14 protein-coding genes and 1 tRNA gene are annotated in these 18,758 nt (G+C 52.9%); 5 read left to right on the top strand and 10 right to left on the bottom strand.

The window, feature by feature from the left end; all coding sequences use genetic code 11:
- Positions 1 to 91 precede the first annotated feature (91 nt).
- The 5 genes from HALTITAN_RS21235 to hutI all read right to left on the bottom strand — a co-directional run bounded on the left by HALTITAN_RS21235 (position 92) and on the right by hutI (position 7,030).
- A complete protein-coding gene (locus HALTITAN_RS21235) occupies positions 92 to 1,438 on the bottom strand; it encodes a Na+/H+ antiporter family protein (protein WP_009288320.1) in 1,347 nt (448 codons plus the stop codon).
- Between the two features lie 76 nt (positions 1,439 to 1,514).
- Positions 1,515 to 3,050 carry a histidine ammonia-lyase gene (hutH, locus tag HALTITAN_RS21230; protein ID WP_039860459.1) on the bottom strand — a complete coding sequence of 512 codons (1,536 nt, stop codon included), beginning with the start codon at positions 3,048 to 3,050 and terminating at the stop codon, positions 1,515 to 1,517.
- A gap of 65 nt (positions 3,051 to 3,115) precedes the next feature.
- Positions 3,116 to 4,795: a urocanate hydratase gene (gene hutU, locus HALTITAN_RS21225; protein ID WP_039860458.1), complete on the bottom strand. Its 1,680-nt coding sequence runs from the start codon at positions 4,793 to 4,795 to the stop codon at positions 3,116 to 3,118.
- Between the two features lie 83 nt (positions 4,796 to 4,878).
- A complete protein-coding gene (gene hutG, locus HALTITAN_RS21220) occupies positions 4,879 to 5,826 on the bottom strand; it encodes a formimidoylglutamase (RefSeq protein WP_009288317.1) in 948 nt (315 codons plus the stop codon).
- A complete protein-coding gene (hutI, locus tag HALTITAN_RS21215) occupies positions 5,816 to 7,030 on the bottom strand; it encodes an imidazolonepropionase (RefSeq protein ID WP_027958994.1) in 1,215 nt (404 codons plus the stop codon). The genes hutG and hutI overlap by 11 nt, the downstream gene beginning before the upstream one ends.
- 314 nt (positions 7,031 to 7,344) lie before the next feature.
- Between hutI and HALTITAN_RS21210 the strand changes: the two genes are divergently transcribed.
- Positions 7,345 to 8,667, top strand: a complete 1,323-nt coding sequence (locus HALTITAN_RS21210; protein ID WP_035539113.1) for a YjiH family protein — start codon at positions 7,345 to 7,347, stop codon at positions 8,665 to 8,667.
- A 69-nt stretch (positions 8,668 to 8,736) separates the two neighbouring features.
- Here HALTITAN_RS21210 and hutC read toward each other — a convergent pair whose 3' ends face one another.
- Both hutC and HALTITAN_RS21200 read right to left on the bottom strand, forming a co-directional pair.
- Entirely contained in the window at positions 8,737 to 9,450 is a 714-nt protein-coding gene (gene hutC, locus HALTITAN_RS21205) for a histidine utilization transcriptional repressor HutC (protein WP_009288314.1), read from the bottom strand.
- A 381-nt stretch (positions 9,451 to 9,831) separates the two neighbouring features.
- Entirely contained in the window at positions 9,832 to 10,140 is a 309-nt protein-coding gene (locus HALTITAN_RS21200) for an Arc family DNA-binding protein (RefSeq protein ID WP_035539112.1), read from the bottom strand.
- A gap of 227 nt (positions 10,141 to 10,367) precedes the next feature.
- On the opposite strand from HALTITAN_RS21200, the gene HALTITAN_RS21195 reads away from it, so the two are divergent.
- The 3 genes from HALTITAN_RS21195 (at position 10,368) to HALTITAN_RS21185 (ending at position 12,563) form a co-directional block, all read left to right on the top strand.
- Positions 10,368 to 10,829, top strand: coding sequence for a hypothetical protein (locus tag HALTITAN_RS21195; protein WP_009288313.1), 462 nt, complete (start codon positions 10,368 to 10,370; stop codon positions 10,827 to 10,829).
- Positions 10,830 to 12,024: 1,195 nt separating this feature from the next.
- On the top strand, positions 12,025 to 12,204 hold the full coding sequence (locus HALTITAN_RS21190) for a type II toxin-antitoxin system HigB family toxin (RefSeq protein WP_083868873.1): 180 nt from the start codon (positions 12,025 to 12,027) through the stop codon (positions 12,202 to 12,204).
- Positions 12,204 to 12,563, top strand: a complete 360-nt coding sequence (locus tag HALTITAN_RS21185; RefSeq protein WP_039860453.1) for a helix-turn-helix domain-containing protein — start codon at positions 12,204 to 12,206, stop codon at positions 12,561 to 12,563. Before HALTITAN_RS21190 ends, HALTITAN_RS21185 begins: the two co-directional genes overlap by 1 nt.
- 653 nt (positions 12,564 to 13,216) lie before the next feature.
- Here the strand turns inward: HALTITAN_RS21185 and HALTITAN_RS21180 are convergent.
- From HALTITAN_RS21180 to HALTITAN_RS21170, 3 genes are all read right to left on the bottom strand, one after another.
- A tRNA-Arg gene (locus HALTITAN_RS21180) sits at positions 13,217 to 13,293 on the bottom strand.
- Positions 13,294 to 13,370: 77 nt separating this feature from the next.
- A complete protein-coding gene (locus HALTITAN_RS21175) occupies positions 13,371 to 14,318 on the bottom strand; it encodes an AEC family transporter (protein ID WP_009288312.1) in 948 nt (315 codons plus the stop codon).
- A gap of 144 nt (positions 14,319 to 14,462) precedes the next feature.
- Positions 14,463 to 16,490 carry a sensor domain-containing diguanylate cyclase gene (locus tag HALTITAN_RS21170; RefSeq protein ID WP_009288311.1) on the bottom strand — a complete coding sequence of 676 codons (2,028 nt, stop codon included), beginning with the start codon at positions 16,488 to 16,490 and terminating at the stop codon, positions 14,463 to 14,465.
- A 260-nt stretch (positions 16,491 to 16,750) separates the two neighbouring features.
- Between HALTITAN_RS21170 and HALTITAN_RS21165 the strand changes: the two genes are divergently transcribed.
- A complete protein-coding gene (locus HALTITAN_RS21165) occupies positions 16,751 to 18,757 on the top strand; it encodes a capsular polysaccharide biosynthesis protein (RefSeq protein ID WP_039860450.1) in 2,007 nt (668 codons plus the stop codon).
- Position 18,758: the final 1 nt, after the last annotated feature.

The following is an 18,758-nucleotide window of genomic DNA, read 5'->3' as shown; positions in this document are numbered from 1 at the left end:
CAAAGGCGGGGCGTTGGCCATACGCTGGCGTATGATTAGGTACTACTTAAGCGTCACGAAATTGTATTGCGGTTCGATCCATTCAGCTGATTTAAAGCACCATAGCAGCAACCCAGCCGAACACAATCAACGGGATGTTGTAGTGCAGGAAGGTAGGCACCACGCTATCCCAGATATGGTCATGCTGCCCATCGGCGTTGAGGCCTGCGGTGGGGCCTAGAGTGGAATCTGAAGCGGGTGAACCAGCGTCGCCCAAGGCAGCGGCCGTGCCTACCAATGCCACTGTCGCCATGGGTGAAAAGCCAAAGCTCAGTGCCAGAGGCACATAGAGCGAAGCAATAATGGGAATGGTCGAAAACGAAGAGCCAATGCCCATGGTGATAAAAAGACCGACCAGCAGCATAATCAATGCGGCCAGCCCTTTATTGTCACCGATAAGGTCGGCAGAGCTCGCCACTAGCCCTTCCACCTCGCCACTGGCCTGCATCACACTGGCAAAACCTGCCGCTGAAATCATGATAAAGCCGACCAGGGCCATCATGCGCATCCCCTCGGTAAAGATACCGTCCTGCTCATGCCAGCGGAAAACGCCACTCATGGAGAGCAAGGCAAACCCAAAGATGCCGCCAAGTACCATAGAGCCCGTCATCAGTTGCACGGTGACCGTACCTACCAGGGAAATAACCAACATGGCCTTTTGCCATCCGGCTAGAGAAAGTGCAGCTTCTTGGGGCGATTTGTCACCATGGGCCAGCTCACGATCTTGGTAGTCACGCCCCTTGCGATAACTCCAAAATACCGCCACCGCTAACCCTAATGCCATTCCTCCAATGGGAATCGCCATCGCCAGTGGCACCATTTGGCGGGTCACTTCCAATCCCAGCGCCGCACCGCTTTCGTTGAGGTTCGCGAGCAGTATGTCATTCAGGAATATCGCCCCAAAACCCACGGGCAATAACATATACGGCGCCGTGATACCGAAGGTAATCACACAAGCCACCAGTCGCCGGTCAAGCTTCAGATGATTCATCAGCTTTAGCAGCGGCGGCACCAGCACTGGAATAAAAGCGATATGGACAGGAATCAAGTTCTGCGAGCTGACTGCCGCGGCTAACAGCGCCGCCAGCAGTGTATAGGTGACCGTTCGGCGGCTACCCCCGGACTCGTCTAACTGGAAGCGTCCAATCGCCCGGCTGGCCAGCAGCTCGGTGATACCAGAACGGGATAAAGCAACGGCAAACGCCCCTAACACCGCATAAGAGAGCGCGATGGTGGCGCCATTACCCAGCCCCTCATTAAAGGCGTCAAGAATCTCACCAATAGGCATACCCGCATATAATCCACCTATCAGCGTGGCGACGATAAGAGCAAACACAACTGAAACGCGAGCAAGACTCAAGCCGACCATCACTAGGATAGCCAGAACGATAGCATTCATGAAAAACCTACTTTGTTGTTAGATGGTAATAATGCGTTCCCTATGGCCTAGCGCCACAGGGAACGCATGAAACGCCTTAAAACTGGCTTGGCAACGTATGCGGATGCGCCAGCGGGCTTAACGTGCGCTCACGTATTAGTTCGCTAGCGGCTTCGATATCTGGAGCGAAGAAGCGATCCTGCTTGTAGTGGCTGACCCGCGCACGTAGCAGTTGTCTGGCTTGCTCTAGCGGCTGGGTAGTGGTCAAGCCTTGGCGCATGTCCAACCCCTGGCACGCCCCTAACCATTCGATGGCTAAAATGCCGCACACATTCTCCGCCATTTCCCACAATCGCTTACCGGCGGCAGGGGCCATTGAGACATGGTCTTCCTGATTAGCCGAAGTAGGCAGGCTGTCGACACTATGGGGGTGCGCCAAGGCTTTATTTTCACTCGCAAGCGCCGCGGCGGTAACCTGGGCGATCATAAATCCGGAATTGACCCCGCCGTTCTCGACCAGAAATGGCGGTAGCTGCGACATGTGTTTGTCCATCATCAAGGAGACACGCCGCTCGGCAAGAGAGCCGATCTCGGCGATGGCTAACGCCAGGTTGTCAGCGGCCATGGCCACCGGTTCAGCATGAAAATTACCGCCGGAAATAATGTCATCCTGCTCGGCAAATACCAGCGGGTTATCAGAAACCGCGTTGATTTCCGCCGCGAGCACCTCGGCTGTCTGACGGATCTGGGTTAATACAGCGCCCATCACCTGTGGTTGGCAGCGCAACGAGTAGGGATCCTGGACTTTATCGCAGTTGGCATGGGAGTCGCCGACGGCACTCTTTTCGCCGAGGAGATGGCGGTAAGCGGCGGCCGCGTCAATCTGGCCGCGCTGGCCACGCACTTCATGAATCCGGGCATCGAAGGGTGAACGTGACCCCAAAGTGGCTTCTACGGTTAGCGAACCGCACACCGTCGCCGCCGCAAACAGATCTTCGGCGTCGAATAGCCCCCGCAGGGTATAGGCGGTCGATACCTGCGTACCATTAAGCAGCGCCAGACCCTCTTTGGGTGCCAGCGTGATGGGCGCCAGGCCAGCGATTTCCAACGCCTTTTCGGCGGAGATCCACTCCCCTTTGTAGCGGGCTTTGCCCTCGCCTAGCAGCACAACGCTCATATGCGCCAGGGGCGCCAAATCACCGGAAGCGCCCACCGATCCTTTAAGCGGAATATGCGGGTAAACCTCGGCATTGATCAGTGCCACCAGGGCATCCAATACCTCACGGCGGATGCCGGAGAAGCCTCTCGCCAGGCTGTTGACCTTAAGCACCATAATCAAACGCACCAGGGCATCGTCTATCGCCCTTCCCACGCCAGTGGCATGAGAGAGCACCAGGGAGCTCTGTAACGATTCAAGATCTTCGTTGGCAATTCGGGTCTGGGCCAATAAGCCGAAACCCGTATTAATGCCATAGACCGTGCGGTTTTCACTGACGACCCGGTTCACGCAATCGACGCTTCGCTGGATATCCGCATTGGCGCTTTCCGGTAACGTGACAGGCACATGCGCTTCGTGGATCTGGCGGGCCTGGGCAAGGGTCATTTTGCCGGGCTGAATTTCTAGATGTTTCATTTGTTCGCCTTTAGAGACAGGAAGGTGGTCATCCCACCTTCTCAACTGTTGTATTTGTGCGGGCTTTACTGATTGAGCATCGGCAAATCAAGACCGTTTTCGCTGGCGCACTTTTTAGCAATGTCATAACCAGCATCGGCATGACGCATCACGCCAGTGCCCGGGTCGTTGCGCAGCACACGGCCTAAGCGGGCGTGGGCATCATCGCTGCCGTCACACACGATCACCACGCCAGAATGCTGGGAGTAGCCCATGCCAACCCCACCGCCATGATGTAACGACACCCATGTGGCACCGCCTGCGGTGTTTAGCAGCGCGTTGAGCAGTGGCCAGTCGGAAACGGCGTCAGAACCATCCATCATCGCCTCGGTTTCGCGATTGGGGCTGGCAACGGAGCCTGAGTCGAGATGGTCGCGACCAATAACGATCGGTGCTTTTAGCTCGCCGTTCTTCACCATTTCGTTGAAGGCCTGCCCCAAGCGGGCACGGTCTTTAAGCCCCACCCAGCAAATGCGTGCTGGCAGCCCCTGGAAACTAATGCGCTCGCGCGCCATGTCGAGCCAGTTGTGCAGGTGCGGGTCATCGGGAATGAGCTCTTTGACCTTCTGGTCGGTCTTATAAATGTCCTCAGGATCCCCGGAGAGCGCCACCCAGCGGAAGGGGCCGATGCCCTGGCAAAAGAGAGGACGAATATAGGCAGGCACAAAACCCGGAAAATCAAAGGCGTTGGCAACCCCTTCTTCCATTGCCATCTGCCGAATGTTATTGCCGTAATCAAACGTGGGTACGCCCATTTTCTGGAAGTCGAGCATCGCTTGCACATGCACCGCCATCGATTGCTTGGCCGCCTTCACGGTGGCTTCAGGTTCAGACTTGCCTCGCGCCACGTACTCTTCCCATGTCCAGCCGGAAGGCAGGTAGCCATGCAATGGGTCGTGGGCGCTGGTCTGATCCGTGACCATATCTGGTTTGATGCCGCGTTTAACCAGCTCCGGAAGCACGTCGGCAGCGTTACCACACAGGCCGATAGAAATAGCCTTACCTTCGGCGGTATAGCGCTCAATACGCGCCAGGGCGTCATCAAGGTTGTCAGCCTGTTCATCCAGGTAGCGGGTACGCAAGCGGAAGTCGAGGCTCGCCTGCCGACACTCAATATTCAGTGAACAGGCACCGGCCAACGTAGCCGCCAACGGCTGAGCGCCGCCCATACCGCCAAGCCCGGCGGTCAGAATCCAACGCCCCTTAAGCTCACCGTCGTAGTGCTGGCGACCCGCCTCAACAAAGGTTTCATAGGTGCCTTGCACAATGCCCTGGGAGCCAATATAGATCCAAGAACCCGCCGTCATCTGGCCGTACATCATCAAGCCTTTGCGATCCAGTTCGTTGAAGTGCTCCCAGTTAGCCCAGGCGGGTACCAGGTTGGAGTTGGCGATCAATACCCGGGGCGCATCCTTATGGGTTTCAAAAACGCCGACGGGTTTACCAGACTGCACTAGCAGGGTCTGGGTATCTTCCAAGCGCTGTAACGTTTCGACGATTTTGTCGTAGCACGCCCAGTCACGGGCAGCGCGGCCGATGCCGCCGTACACCACTAAATCCTCGGGGCTTTCGGCTACATCCGGATGAAGGTTGTTCATCAGCATGCGAAGCGGCGCTTCGGTCAGCCAGCTTTTACAGCTGAGCTCAGTACCGGTCGGCGCAATGATCTTACGTGAAGCATCGTGACGTTTATCGTTGGTTGGCATGGCGTCATTCCTTGTGTTTCCGTTCGTTATTCGTTGGTCTAGAGCGGTGCCCTGGTCAGTCATTCAGGGTTAGCTTTCTAAATTCAGTTATCTAAGGTCAGCAAATGCACAAGCCGAGCCGCCGCTCTGGCGGTACGGCTGTCGATATCCAGGCTGGGGTTGAGCTCTGCCAAGTCCGCCAGACGAAGCTTGCCGCTGTCACGCACTGCTTCAATCAGCGGCTCAATCAAGGCAAGCGAAACACCGCGTGCGGCAGACGCACTGACGCCGGGGGCTTCGGCAGCAGGCAGTACATCCAGGTCAATGGTCAGATAAATGTGGTCGCACTTGGCGATGAAGCGCTGTACGTCTCTGACGATAGAATCAAGACGTAGCGCATCAATCTCGCGGTCTTCCCGAACCAATGTTCCGAGCGCGGCGGCGCGGGTAAATAAGGCGCGCGTATTAGCAGCGCGGCTTACCCCCAGGCAGGCGTAGCGAAACGACCAACCCCACTCTTGGCACTTATCGGCAATCTGGGCGAAGGGTGTGCCTGAGGAGCGAATATGCGCTGGATCGCGCAAATCAAAGTGCGCGTCCAGGTTTATGATGCCAATCCGCGGTGGTGCCGTTTTTGGCATACAAGACTGCGCCAGACCAAGCCAGCTGGCATAGGCCACTTCATGCCCGCCACCCAGCACAATGGGCAGATGGCCAGCGGTTAATAATGACGTCAGACGGTCAGCAAGCGTCTGTTGCGCTGCCTCTAACCCATCATCAACACAGCGCACATTGCCGGCATCGTAAGCAGGCGCTGTGCGATGCCAAGCCAACGGCGCCAGCGCACGGCGTAACGCATTAGGGCCTTCAGCAGCGCCGGTGCGGCCCTGATTGCGCGCAACACCTGCATCACTTTCGAAGCCCAGCAATACACACCCCGGCACGGCGTTACTGGCTAACGGCTCAATACGCTGGTGCCAACGGTCACTATCGGGTTCAGGATCCGTGCGCCCCTGCCAGAGCGACATATCAATAGGCGTATCAGCGGCCATGGGTTAACTCCCCCTGATAGACGCGCTGCCGTAGGCGTCCTGGCTGCACCGCGTACGCCAATTCAGCAGGTGTCTCAATATCCCAGACACACAAATCAGCCACCGCGCCTTCGTGAAGCTGCCCCTGCCCTTTCAACCCTAGCGCGGCAGCACCATTGGCAGTCATACCCGCCAACGCTTCCTGGGGCGTCATTCGAAACAGCGTACAAGCCAGGTTGAGCATTAACGTGGGCATAAATATCGGCGAGCTGCCTGGGTTGGCGTCGGTAGCAACAGCCATCGGCACGCCCGCTTCGCGCAGCCCCGCAATGGGCGGTTGCTGCGTTTCACGCAGGGTGTGGAAAGCACCGGGAAGAATGACAGCCACGCTGCCTGCCTCGCGCATGGCAGCAATACCGGTGTCGTCAAGATACTCAATGTGGTCAGCTGACAATGCGCCGTGGCGGGCTGCCATCGCAGCGCCCCCCAAATTTGAGAGCTGCTCGGCATGTGCTTTGATGGGTAAACCATGAGCTTGGGCGGCTTTGAAAACCCGCTCACACTGCGCTACTGAAAAGGCGATTTTTTCACAAAAGACATCGACGGCATCGGCCAGCCCCTCCGCCGCTGCGGCAGGAATCATTTCATTGCAGACCAGCTCGATATAGCCGTCGCTATCGTTCTGATACTCCGGCGGCAAGGCATGGGCACCTAACAGTGTCGTCAACACGCGTACTGGCAACTCTTCACCTAGACGCCGGGCCACCCGCAGCATTTTCAGTTCATTAGCCACGTCTAACCCATAGCCCGACTTGATCTCGACCGTAGTGACGCCTTCCTCAACCAGCGCTTTAAGACGTGGCAAGGCGGCATTGAAGAGCGTTTGTTCACTCGCTTCCCGCGTCGCCAAAACGGTACTCAGAATGCCCCCGCCACGGCGGGCAATGTCTTCATAACTGGCACCTTCCAAACGCGCCTCGAACTCGTCCGCGCGGGCGCCGCCAAACACCAAATGGGTATGGCAATCCACCAGGCCGGGCGTCATGACGCCGCCCCGCCCCATATCATGGCAACCATCCGCCTGTGACTCATCGAAGCCATCCATGGGCGTCATGGTGACAACACGTTCACCTTGAGTAATGACGGCCATAGGCTCCGGCAACGTTTTCTGACCATCGAAGACACTGATATCGCGCCAAATGTAGCGTCGTTTGTTATTAGCCATGGAGGTCTCCTTGGAGCAAACATAATGTATATACAATTAAGCCCACCCGCTAATCCTTCGTCAAGCAGTGCAACAACAAAACAAGCGCTAACAAAAGCCTAATAAAAAATTATAAAAACGGACAAAAATAATAAATATCAATAGATTAATAATGACAAAAGAATCGAATAAGGCGCACACAGCGACTAACAACTTAGACTAATGTCTATTTTTAAAGCGCTATACGTAAATGCCACATAGGGGTAGCTTATTGTATATACATGATAAGAAACCAAGGTCATAGCGATGACAACCAAACAACGAGAGGCGACCCCATGCACCCCGTAGACCCGCCCACTAAGCAGCGAACCAACGCTGCCACCATCTTTAAACTGTTTGTGCCTAGCGCTCTGGGCATCCTGATCTTTTTTGTTCCCATCGAGATAGCGGGGCGGCGTACTATCCTGCTCGATCATATGGTCACAGGACTGCGTTCGTTGATGGGTGAATACAGCGGCATTTATGCTTTAGCCATGATCGTGGCGGGTGCCGCCTACCCACTGTTCAAAGGCTATTGGCGGCGAACACTGACCGAAAGCATTTTCACAGTGCTGAAAATCATTGGCGTCGTTGTTGCCGTAATGGCGTTAACGGGTTGGGGGCCGGCGTTTCTGCACGAACCGGATATGCTGCCCTTCCTGTTCGAGAAACTGGTGATTCCGGTAGGTTTGATCGTACCAATCGGCGCTATTTTCCTGGCACTGTTGATCAGCTATGGGTTGCTGGAATTGATTGGCGTACTGGTTCAGCCGGTTATGCGGCCCATTTGGCGAACCCCTGGGCGCTCGGCAATCGATGCCGTTGCTTCTTTTGTAGGTAGTTACTCGATCGGGCTATTGATTACCAACCGGGTTTATCAAGCAGGACAGTATTCAGCCCGGGAAGCCGCCATTATTGCCACTGGTTTTTCCACGGTGTCGGCAACGTTCATGATCATCGTGGCCCGTACGCTAGATCTGATGAGCATTTGGAATTGGTACTTCTGGCTCACCCTGGTGATTACGTTCACCGTCACGGCTATCACGGTGCGGCTGCCGCCTCTGGCAAGCATGGATGACCATAAGAGTGACGGGGAACCGGAGCCAATACCGGGGAAACGCTTGAGCACGGCCTGGCAAGCAGGCACGGAGATTGCAGCCAAAGCGCCCAGCCTTCACCGCAGCGTAGCGCTCAACTTTAAAGAAGGGTTGATAATGGCCATCAGCATCCTACCCTCGATCATGTCGGTAGGCCTGCTCGGGCTTCTCATCGCCAAATACACGCCTTTATTTGACTGGTTGGGATGGTTGTTTTACCCCTTTGTCGCCATTTGGGGGCTAGACGATGCTGCAGCGCTAGCGCAGGCATCTGCTTCTGGGCTGGCGGAAATGTTCTTACCGGCTCTACTGATGGCCGAGGCCGAATTCGTCGCCCGCTTTGCGGCTGGCGTGGTGTCAGTCTCCGCCGTGCTGTTCTTTTCTGCTTCCATCCCCTGCATTCTTTCTACCAACATTCCGCTTTCAGTAGGCCGCATGTTGATCGTGTGGTTCATTCGCGTGGCCTTGAGCTTGTTACTCGCGATACCCGCGGGCTACTTGGTGCAGTCACTGACCAGTTGAATCCCAGTATTAACGAGATGCCACGAGGTCGAACAAACCGGCCTCGCTGGGCTCTTGCTTTGCTTCAATTCAGGCGCTTTTTCTTTGCAGGGAGGAGCGTAATTTATAGCGGTCTCCAGGGTGGATCAGGCGCGCATAGCTAATCAAGTGCTCTTCAGACCAGGTACGCCGCACCATGCTCAAGCAAGGCGTCTGGGTATCGATACTTAGCCATTTTGCAGTTTGCTCATCCACCAGCACCGCCTCAACGATGTGTTCCATATCCGTTATGGGACAGGCGGCGACCAGCACCTCGTTAGGCGTATGGCGTGAAAAATCAGTTTCAAGATAATCAGGCACCCAGCGTGGGTTGACGTAGCGGTTTTCAAGCTGAATCGGGATATCATTCTCATGGTGTACCACTAGCGTATGAAAAACCCGACTCCCAAGCCTCACGCCTAACCGCAATGCAACTTCATCATCTGCTTCAATCACCTCTTGGCTGATCACTTTATTGCTGTATCGATGCCCACGCGAAAGCACTTCTTCGGCAATGTTGTATACCTCCACCAAAGAGGACTCAACCTTACGGTCGGTAACGAAGGTGCCGACACCGGGTTGACGCACGAGGTATCCCTGCTGCACTAAATCTCTAATGGCTTTATTGGCCGTCATCCGGCTCACGCCAAAGTCTTTCGCCAGCCGCTCTTCCGTAGGTATCTGATGATTCAGTTGCCAATCTCCGCACTGAATCTTATCCAACAGATGTTGACGGATCTGTTGGTAGAGAGGAGGACGCGTCATGAAGCTCCTTTTCGATTAAGACCGTTTGTCTATACAGCTATCTTACTAGCCTTGGTTAACAAAGCACACTGCCGCCAGGTCAACGCCATTGACCAATCATGTGTGTAGCGCAAACGCCACCCACGGCTGCTTGTACTGCATGACAATGAAGCTGGTTCATTCGCTAGCCTGTACGTGTTCTCGCGGTCTGGAGGAAATCGTTGATAGCTTCGAGTCATTCATTTATTTTGAATGGGGAAAAAGCACATTATCTAGCGCGTCTGAACCTTTTCAGCTTTTACGCCAAATAATAAAAAGCGACCTGAACAAAGCTCAGATCGCTATCTCCATCATTTAGCATGAATAACCAAAACCTTTGGACATGTGGAGCTTGTACCAACCTCACTCACCTTTTTGCTGGCTTGCCTCCAGGTGGCGCAACTCCCGATCAAGCTGACTCATTGCAGCCTCTAGCTGACGCTTCACCTCGCTGAGGTTTCTATAATCGCTGTTCGGCATGGTTTCCTTCTCCTCATACCCCACCCTTTCGAGTGCTTTTTCTCGACCATCTAGCTCAACCGTGCGGAGCAGCCTGGCGACTATCTCAGCATTCATGGATCGATGGTTAGTGTCGGCAGCCTCTTTCAACCAGTCCCGTAACTCGGGCGGCATACGGAGTTTGTACTGTGTGTGGGTATCGTGAGTTGTCATTTCTTAATGATGAACCAGACCGGTTCTTTACAGCAATGGCACCCATCGGGTACCATACTGGACCCATTGGGTCCTTTTGGCAAATCCAGTAGGTTACACAATTCAAAAGACAGCTTGAGACAGAGCTAAAACCACGGTTTTAGAGCAAAGCTCAGAACATGTGCTTCGCCTGAAATGGCTAGTGAGTCAGGTGGAACGAGAAGTGAAACAGCTTAAGGAAAAAAGCTATGCATAATGCCAGCTATATTCACGACCTAGAAAATATGTGTGAATTAATTCAAAGCGGAATGTCTACCGACGAAGAGGCGGTATACCTAACCTTATCCATTTCACATATAGCCATTAGCTTTGCCCCAATGGACAATAAATCCACCTCAGAAAAAGAAGTAGAAGAAAAAATCAAAAATATTGATCAAGCAATGGCGTTGATTTCGAAAGCTTACAACGTGCTTGATAATTATCCAGAGTTACAGTTGCAACTAGGAAAGCTAAACAGTCTTTTCAAAGTCTTATTAATACAACAGCTAAGTTGTGGTATAAAAATTAACGGCTTAGTGCGTATGGGTAAGCACAGCAGACATACTACTAACCTACCACTCGGAGGTCACATACAAGACAACACCGTAAAACTGGAAAATACCACGGAATCGATTTGCCACATCACTGGCGACTTGAAACCTAAGGAATAATTTTCCGTACTACCTCCCTGGGTCATATGGGGTTGTCGTTGCTATTGGCCGAAGGAGGTCGGTGAAAAAAGGTAAGCTCCAGCCCCTCTTTCAAGCTCAAGCTCTGGCATGCAGCTAGCCGCAACTCCACAGGCCAACATCCATCCAAGCAATAGATCCCCTGCCCTGATTCAATGAACCGGTCAACATCACACCTAAAGCTGGTAAACCCCCGCCGACCGAGAACTACCGTATCAAATGCATCGGCAAAGGCTTGCCTGATCTTGGTACTGGGAGCATGAATCCTCATCGCTTTCAGCTTGCGAAAGCAACTCAAGAATATAAGCGAAGAAAGTTATTACCTGAAAGCACACACTTACCCATACCACAAAATCATTGATTAGTGTGGTGTCGTCACAGGCCAGCTATCAGGGATAAATCCGCATAGTTATCGGGTCTCCGGTGTAACCCGGGGAAACTAGAGAGAATGATATGGCGTCCTTGGAAGGATCAAGACCTAACCATCAAGCCATTGATTAATATAGCTTCAATAAAGTATAAAAAATCTTCGCATACCTTATCGCATACCATTTATCAGTTGGCTGGATGTATTTTTCTCGATTTCCCACGATGGTGACTAGGTTTAAGGGGGCCTCAATCGAGGGGTGCTCTGATCTCCGGTTCATCCTTTTCTGAATAGCCTTTTGAACCTGAGCATTTCTGAGCAAGCGAATGGCGTTAATTTCTGCGGCATTACCACGAGCAGAGTAACCAACTCTCTAGTATGCCTTGGTGGCATTCAGGTCAATCAAATGCTCATCAACGAATCGAGACTGTCAAACGGGCTGTCGAGTTGACGCCTCGGTAGTCTTCATATCAGCTCTTTGCTGAGAACACATTGAAAGAATGAGACGGTCTTAATTTTAAGAGGGCATCTGAATGGGCGGCAGCATCATCGAAAGTTTAATAATGGCAGTACCTATACTAGGTGTAGCTGTGGCGTTTATCTCGCATTGGCGCGGACATAAGCTGAGTCGAAGCGCGATCAAGATGAATGTAATGGTGAGGATCGTAGACTTCGGAGCTGACTATCGCTCTCAGGCTGCGCTTGAGGAAGGGCTTCAAAGGACGCTGAAGCGGCTTTTCCACCTCTATTCTGGACAAAGCGTCAATGGCGCTCTGGTATGGGCGGTACTAAGTCATCACCCAAGAGCTGATGCCCTTGAAGGCCGACATTGGAACCGCCAGCATCCTTGAAGGTGGCAGGGTTGTTTTCAATATCGGTGGTAACAAGTACCGAGTCATACTCTCCATTCGGTATGAGCAGCAAATTGCTTGGGTTCGTTTTGTTGGCACCCACGCCCAGTACGATAAAGTCGATGCGGAGACAATATAATGAACATCCAGCCTATCCATAATGACGCCGATCTTGACCGCGCATTTGCTCGTCTTGAAGAGCTTTGGGCTGCTGAGACAGGCACTCCTGAAGCGGACGAAATCGAAGTGCTCTCAATCCTCATAGAGAAATACGAGGATAAACACTACCCCATCGGGCCGTCTGATCCTATTGAGGCGATCAAATTCCGCATGGAGCAGCAGGGCCTAACGCCGCGTGATCTTGAAGCATACATCGGCTCGAGCGGCCGAGTGTCAGAGGTGCTGAACCGTAAGCGCAAACTCAGCCTTCGCATGATCAAAAACCTGCATGAGGGGCTTCGAATCCCTTATGAGAGCTTGATGAGTCAAACCGCTTAGTTACCCCGCATTAGCGGGGTTTTTAATGAAATCTCCTATCGGCACCACCAGCGTTTGTTGGTGATTTTCAGATCATAATCACAAGCGAATTGATATTCAGAAGCCTTGTAGGCGCTCGTTTAAGGCTGGCTACCCTCCCGCCTTGCCTTCCCCCTGCCTAACACGCCAACCTCGCACAAAGGCGGGGCGTTGGCCATACAATTGCAAATAGCTGAAGTTAGGATTGGGTGTTATCCAAATCGTCCAGGCTCGGTACATACTCCATTTGCAGCGGTGTCAGAGTTTGGCTCTTGCAGGCAGTGTTGGTTCGGTGCCACTGGGCGTCGTTCCGCCGCCATCCGCGGGTGCCTACGAACGCTCGCTGAACTCGTGTTCTTCGTTACCACACGCTACGGGTATGTGTAGTCACTCGATTGCCGTGGTTGGCCTAAGTTCTAATCCTTGACCATCGTTGAGGGCTAAAATTTCGTGCTAGGTTTGGTTGAGTTTATCTGTCGAACGGTTAGTGCCATGGGGGTATATACCATTCTGTATACCACTTGGCAGCGGGATTTGGAAGGAACTGCGAGGAACAACGAGGAGCTAAAAAACCATGTATTTCAGAGTATTGTACTCTTTTTTAGGCCTTCTCAGGACGTCTCAAGAATGGCTGTTGGCGTCCCTGGCAGGAGTCGAACCTGCGACCTGCCGCTTAGGAGGCGGCTGCTCTATCCTACTGAGCTACAGGGACTAACGTCGTCCAAACTTGCGGGCGCGTAGTATAACGCGTCAGCTTAGGCAGGGCCAACCGAGTTGCGCTATTCAACTCTATATCCAGCCGAGTAAACGCAGCGCAAAGACGCCCAGCGTAACGGTAATGCTCGCCATCAGGGTGGTAATGGCGATGATATTGGCGGCCAGAGCCACATTGCCGCCTATTGCTTTGACCATTACAAAACTTGCGGCAGCGGTGGGGCTGGCAAAGAACAGAAACAGTAAGCCCAGCTGTTCGCCGGAAAAGCCCACCAACCAGGCCGCCACGGTGGAGAGCACCGGTAGTGTTACCATCTTCATCAAGCTAGCGCCAAGTGCCACTTGGCTGCTGTCACGCATGCTCGACACGGAGAGCGTCGCACCAATACAAATCAGCGCCAACGGTAGTGTTAACGAGGCAAAATAGTTTCCTGAGGTAATCACCCAACTGGGCAGTGGGATCGAGAGCGCGGTAAAGGGTAATGCTGCAAATACGGAAATAATGAGTGGGTTTTTCGCTACATGTTTGAGCAGGCTGCGCCAATCGGTGGATTGACCAGGTTGGTAAAATGCCAGCACGATGACAGAAAGCGCGTTATACATCACGATGACCACGCCCAGCAAAAGACTGCCCGCTGACAGGCCATAGTTACCGTACATGCCCGCCGCTAGCGCCAAACCCACTATCCCACAATTGCCGCGAAACGCGCCTTGAACGTAAATACCACGATCCTGAGGTGCTACACGGTAGCGCGCCCAGCCCCAACTGAATAAAAACTGTCCCAGCGTTGCCACAGCAAAAAACAGCATCAGCGAAACGTCCAGCGCAACGCTTAGGTCAGCTTTAATCAAACTAAGGAAGATCAGCGTGGGGAGTGTTGCTTTGAATACCAGCGCAGAAGCGGTCGAGACGAAGGCACTATCAATCCATTTCAAGCGCTTAAGGCCCAGGCCTACAAACACCATCGCAAAGACAGGCAGCGTGACATCCAGCGTGCGGGCAAACAGTTCAAGTAGGTTCACAACAGTATCTCAGTCAGCCTTGATTTTAAAAACTGGCTTCTAACGACAAGTTCAGCATCTGCTTATACTCTACTGCTGGACATGTTTTGTCGACTGCTAAGCACGCCAAGCCGCTGCACAGGCTTAGAGTGCTTTTATGAGAAACTATTTGGGCGAATCGAAAAGCGCCATTACGTCATCGTTATTGTGAGGCATATTGACAACTACTCCATCGCGTCCCATCCCTTTGGCTTTGTAACTACCGGCATCGGCCCGTGCCAGAACGTCAGACACATTAGAATCCTCTTCATCAAAGGTGGTAACGCCAATACTGAGTGTAACTATGTACTCTTTGCCTTCATGGGTAACAGAGATTTCCCCTACCGACTGACGCAGGGATTCAGCGATTCTCCTTGCCTGAGCCAGGGTGCAGCTGGGGAGCAGCACGCCAAACTCATCTCCCCCTTGGCGCGCCACATGGTCGCTACGGCGGACTTCCCAGGCAACCACCTGAGCAATGCGGCGCAACATCTCATCGCCTAGAGCGTGGCCACCTTCATCATTGATGGGTTTGAAGTGATCCAAATCAAACAACAAAAGAGCTGAAGGCGTGCTGGTTTTTTGGAAATCGGCAAAGGCTTCTTCTAGGCGGCGCTCAAAGCCTCTGCGATTCAACAGGCCGGTTAACGGATCATGTTCTGCTTCCCAGCGCTGTATGGCTTCCTGCTCCCGGCGCTCAGTAATATCCTTAACTACGCCCACTAAACCAAGAGTCTGTCCATCTTGAGAAAGCGTGACTACCCGAGCATGTATATCTAGCCAAAGAAGTTCGTTATCGCTGCGCAAAAAACGCAGTTGGCGAACAAAATCACTACCGGTGCGCAGGCTATGTAGCCACATGTCTTTAGCTCCATCACGATCAGACATGTGGATCTGCTGAAGCCAAGACTCCATAGGCGAGCCTGGAAAAATGCCCAGCATCTCTAGTAGCGCAGGGTTCATGTAAGTAATGTCACCTTTAATATTAGCGACAAACATACCCTGCGGCGCTGCATTCAGTACCGAGTCAAGAAACGCCTCGCGCTCTTGAAGATTGCCTAACAACAGCTGCCGTTCATCTTCCACTCGGTTAAAGGTGCTCGCCACCTGCTGTAGCTCTTGCATTTTGGTAGCCAAACTGACGCTCTCACGGTGTCCTAAACCCACCTCGCCAATCTGCTTCTCCAAATGCCTCAAAGGTGCAAGCACTCGGCCCAACATCCACCACAGCAAAGGGAACATAAGTAAAACAAGTACAACCCATGCCCACCAAAGCTGCCTGATAAAATCTGCTAGAGGAAGTTGTACTTGGGAAATAGGCATGTAAAGGCCAACGACCCAGCCAGCAGGCCAAATCTGCGCATAAGATTGTAGCCCCATTTCCCCACTCACAAGCCGACCTACAGCATCACCTTCCCAGCCATCCAGCGCCAAATCCAGCCATGGGTTCAATGCCTTATTGGGTACAGAAGCATTAATTAATGAATTTTCAGGATGGTATAAGACTTTACCCGAAGCAGTAGCAACACCAGCATAACCTTTTTCACCCAAGCGCACTTTAGCTAAACGGCTAAATATCCCTCCTGAATCCAAGCTAAGGATACCTCCAATAAAACCGTCAAACTCGCCTTGCTCGGTAAAGCGTGGCACGCCCACTAGCACCATTGGCATGCCGCTCGCACGACCGACAAAGGGCTCACTAACATAGGGACGGCGAATACCGCGAAGCATACGAAAATACTCAAGTTCAGCGGTTTCGAGCCCTACGCGACCAACGATTGCAGGCCAATCAGCAATAATCTCGCCATCACTGTTGGCAACCACAATCCCCTCAAACCAAGCTAGCAGGCTATCGTTCTGCTGCAGTTGATAGCTGATCCAACTCGCATCCTCGGTGGTGCCGATCATTTCGTTTAAGCGCTCTAATGCCTGGAAGCGCATTTCGATTTGTTGGGTTACCTCATCAGCAAGTAGAGTGGCTTCATAACGCAAGTGCGACATATTAGTCTCTTGCACCATAGTCTTTCCGACTTGCCACGCCATACCCAGCACCAACGCGATCAGCAACAGCAAAGTAAAGGAGAGCCCCAGTAAAAGGCGCCCCTTTAAGGAACTGAAAGAAAATAGATTTTTTAGCAGATAGGCAAAGCGCACCGATTATCCTTTTTTATGCATACTTTACTTAATTCCAGATCCTGCAGAGCGGTATCAAGGGTACATAGAGTGGGCGAATCTACCAAAAAAGTGACGATCATGCGCGTTGAATAAATCAAACTTAAGGTAATTTTTTTTATCATGCAAATAGTTGCTATGCATCGAAAAAATAGTGAGTACTCACAACGCCTGAATTGATAACCCCCTCCAATTGACGTATGTTCGCCCGCCTACCCCTGTTACCTCAAGCGGCCTTATGTATGGCGAAACGAACGGCAGGTTACACATCCCCAGGTATTCGCAAGCTGGCTACCTTGCCTGCACTGCTGCCCGAATTTGACCAATTCGTCCGAATAAGCTCCCTTAAGAAAATGCCCGAGGCGGTGATTGGCTGGGGGCTAAAACCCACTAGTGTAAGCGCTAGGCAGTATGCCCAACGCCATCAACTGATCTATATCGCATTAGAAGATGGCTTTTTACGCTCGTTAGGGCTAGGCGTAAATGGCTTTCAGCCGCACAGTTTGGTAGTCGATGAGACCGGCATTTATTACGACGCCTCACGCCCTTCTGATTTGGAAAACTGGCTCAACACAGCCAGTTTCAACAATGAAGAGTTAGAGCAGGCTGAACGATGCATGGCATTGATCGCTCGCTATCGGCTCTCCAAATATAACCACTCCCCCGATCAGCCGATTAACGATGCCAGCCGGGCGAGTGTATTAGTGGTCGACCAAACCGCTGGGGATGCTTCAATTCACTATGGGGGCGCTAGCGCTAGTAGCTTCAACCAGATGCTTGAGGCGGCATTAGCAGAGCACCCCGACGCCGAGATATTAGTCAAGATCCATCCTGACGTTATCGCGGGTAAAAAACAGGGCCACCTACTTAACGCCGCAGACCACCCGCGCTGCAGGGTCATCGGTGAAGACCTCAACCCCTGGGCGCTATTTGACCAGGTTGACCACGTTTACGTCGTGACCAGCCAGCTCGGCTTTGAAGCACTGCTGGCCGGAAAGCAGGTGCACTGCTTTGGTATTCCGTTTTATGCAGGTTGGGGGCTTACCCATGATCAACTGCCCTGCCACCGCCGTCGTGTAAAGCGCACCTTAGTTGAGGTCTTTGCCGCCGCCTATTTACGCTATTGCCGCTACGCTAACCCTTACACTCAGCAGCCTGCCACGCTGGAAGAGACCATTGCCTTGATCGCCGATCAAAGGCGCCAGCAGGAGCGCTATCGGGGAAGCTGGCGAGCATGCGGGTTCTCTACTTGGAAGCGTCGCTTTATTGGCGACTTTCTAGGCGCCTTCGCACGCGTGAACTATCAAGCGAAGCTTCCCGAGAGCGAGCAGCCCGATGAACGGCTGCTGGTATGGTCAAGCCGTATTGATGCAGACTTTAAATGCCAGCACGCCCAACACATGGAGAAGCTATGGCGCATGGAAGATGGGTTCATTCGTTCAGTGGGGCTGGGAGTCGATCTTACTCAGCCGTTGTCGCTGGTGATTGATTCACAGGGTATCTACTACGACCCCAGCCAACCCAGTGATTTAGAGACGCTGCTCAATAGCGCCCCCTTTAGCGACGACCTGCTGCAACGTGCGCTGCAGTTACGTAAGCGATTAGTGGCGCTCAAACTCTCCAAGTACAACGTACGTGGAAAGTCGGGGATCGAACTGCCCAAAGGGCGTTACACCATACTGGTGCCTGGCCAAGTAGAGAGCGACGCCTCGATTGCCACCGGCTCGCCGCACATTAACACCAATAGCGGGCTGTTAAGGGCAGTGCGGGAAGCACATCCGGATGCCTTTATTGTCTATAAAGCCCATCCCGATGTATTGAGCGGTGCGCGTGTCGGAGCACTCGATACCGATGCCAAACGCCTGTATGATCTAGACGCCAGCGATATCGACATCGCAACCCTTTTAGAGCGCGTCGATGCAGTGCATACGATGAGCTCTTTAACCGGCTTTGAAGCACTTTTGCGCAAACGAGAAGTCAGCACCTACGGCCTACCGTTTTATGCTGGCTGGGGCTTAACTCAGGATGCGCTTAGCTGCCCACGCCGTACGCGTTCACTCTCGCTGGATGCCTTGGTCGCCGGCACCCTGATTCTCTATCCCGGCTATGTAGACCCAACGACTCGCCAGCTATGCAATGCTGAAACCGTCGTCAGCCTGTTGGAACAGGCAAGAGCACACAAAAACACCCTTACATGGAAACAGCATCTCTACCGCTGTTATCGTAATTTGTTGATCGGAAGGCATTGAG

The organism is Vreelandella titanicae BH1 (assembly GCF_000336575.1).
Lineage (GTDB): Bacteria > Pseudomonadota > Gammaproteobacteria > Pseudomonadales > Halomonadaceae > Vreelandella > Vreelandella titanicae.
Note: the sequence above shows the minus strand (reverse complement) of the source record. Positions and strands in the feature narration are given on the sequence as shown.

Excerpts from the sequence above, each read along its gene's own strand:
- HALTITAN_RS21190 (WP_083868873.1), top strand. The coding sequence starts at position 12,025 with ATGCCCTTGAAGGCCGACATTGGAACCGCCAGCATCCTTGAAGGTGGC.
- HALTITAN_RS21165 (WP_039860450.1), top strand. The coding sequence starts at position 16,751 with ATGGCGAAACGAACGGCAGGTTACACATCCCCAGGTATTCGCAAGCTG.
- hutG (WP_009288317.1), bottom strand. The coding sequence starts at position 5,826 with ATGGCCGCTGATACGCCTATTGATATGTCGCTCTGGCAGGGGCGCACG.
- hutH (WP_039860459.1), bottom strand. The coding sequence starts at position 3,050 with ATGAAACATCTAGAAATTCAGCCCGGCAAAATGACCCTTGCCCAGGCC.
- HALTITAN_RS21200 (WP_035539112.1), bottom strand. The coding sequence starts at position 10,140 with ATGACAACTCACGATACCCACACACAGTACAAACTCCGTATGCCGCCC.
- HALTITAN_RS21195 (WP_009288313.1), top strand. The coding sequence starts at position 10,368 with ATGCATAATGCCAGCTATATTCACGACCTAGAAAATATGTGTGAATTA.
- HALTITAN_RS21185 (WP_039860453.1), top strand. The coding sequence starts at position 12,204 with ATGAACATCCAGCCTATCCATAATGACGCCGATCTTGACCGCGCATTT.
- HALTITAN_RS21235 (WP_009288320.1), bottom strand. The coding sequence starts at position 1,438 with ATGAATGCTATCGTTCTGGCTATCCTAGTGATGGTCGGCTTGAGTCTT.
- hutI (WP_027958994.1), bottom strand. The coding sequence starts at position 7,030 with ATGGCTAATAACAAACGACGCTACATTTGGCGCGATATCAGTGTCTTC.
- hutU (WP_039860458.1), bottom strand. The coding sequence starts at position 4,795 with ATGCCAACCAACGATAAACGTCACGATGCTTCACGTAAGATCATTGCG.
- hutC (WP_009288314.1), bottom strand. The coding sequence starts at position 9,450 with ATGACGCGTCCTCCTCTCTACCAACAGATCCGTCAACATCTGTTGGAT.
- HALTITAN_RS21210 (WP_035539113.1), top strand. The coding sequence starts at position 7,345 with ATGCACCCCGTAGACCCGCCCACTAAGCAGCGAACCAACGCTGCCACC.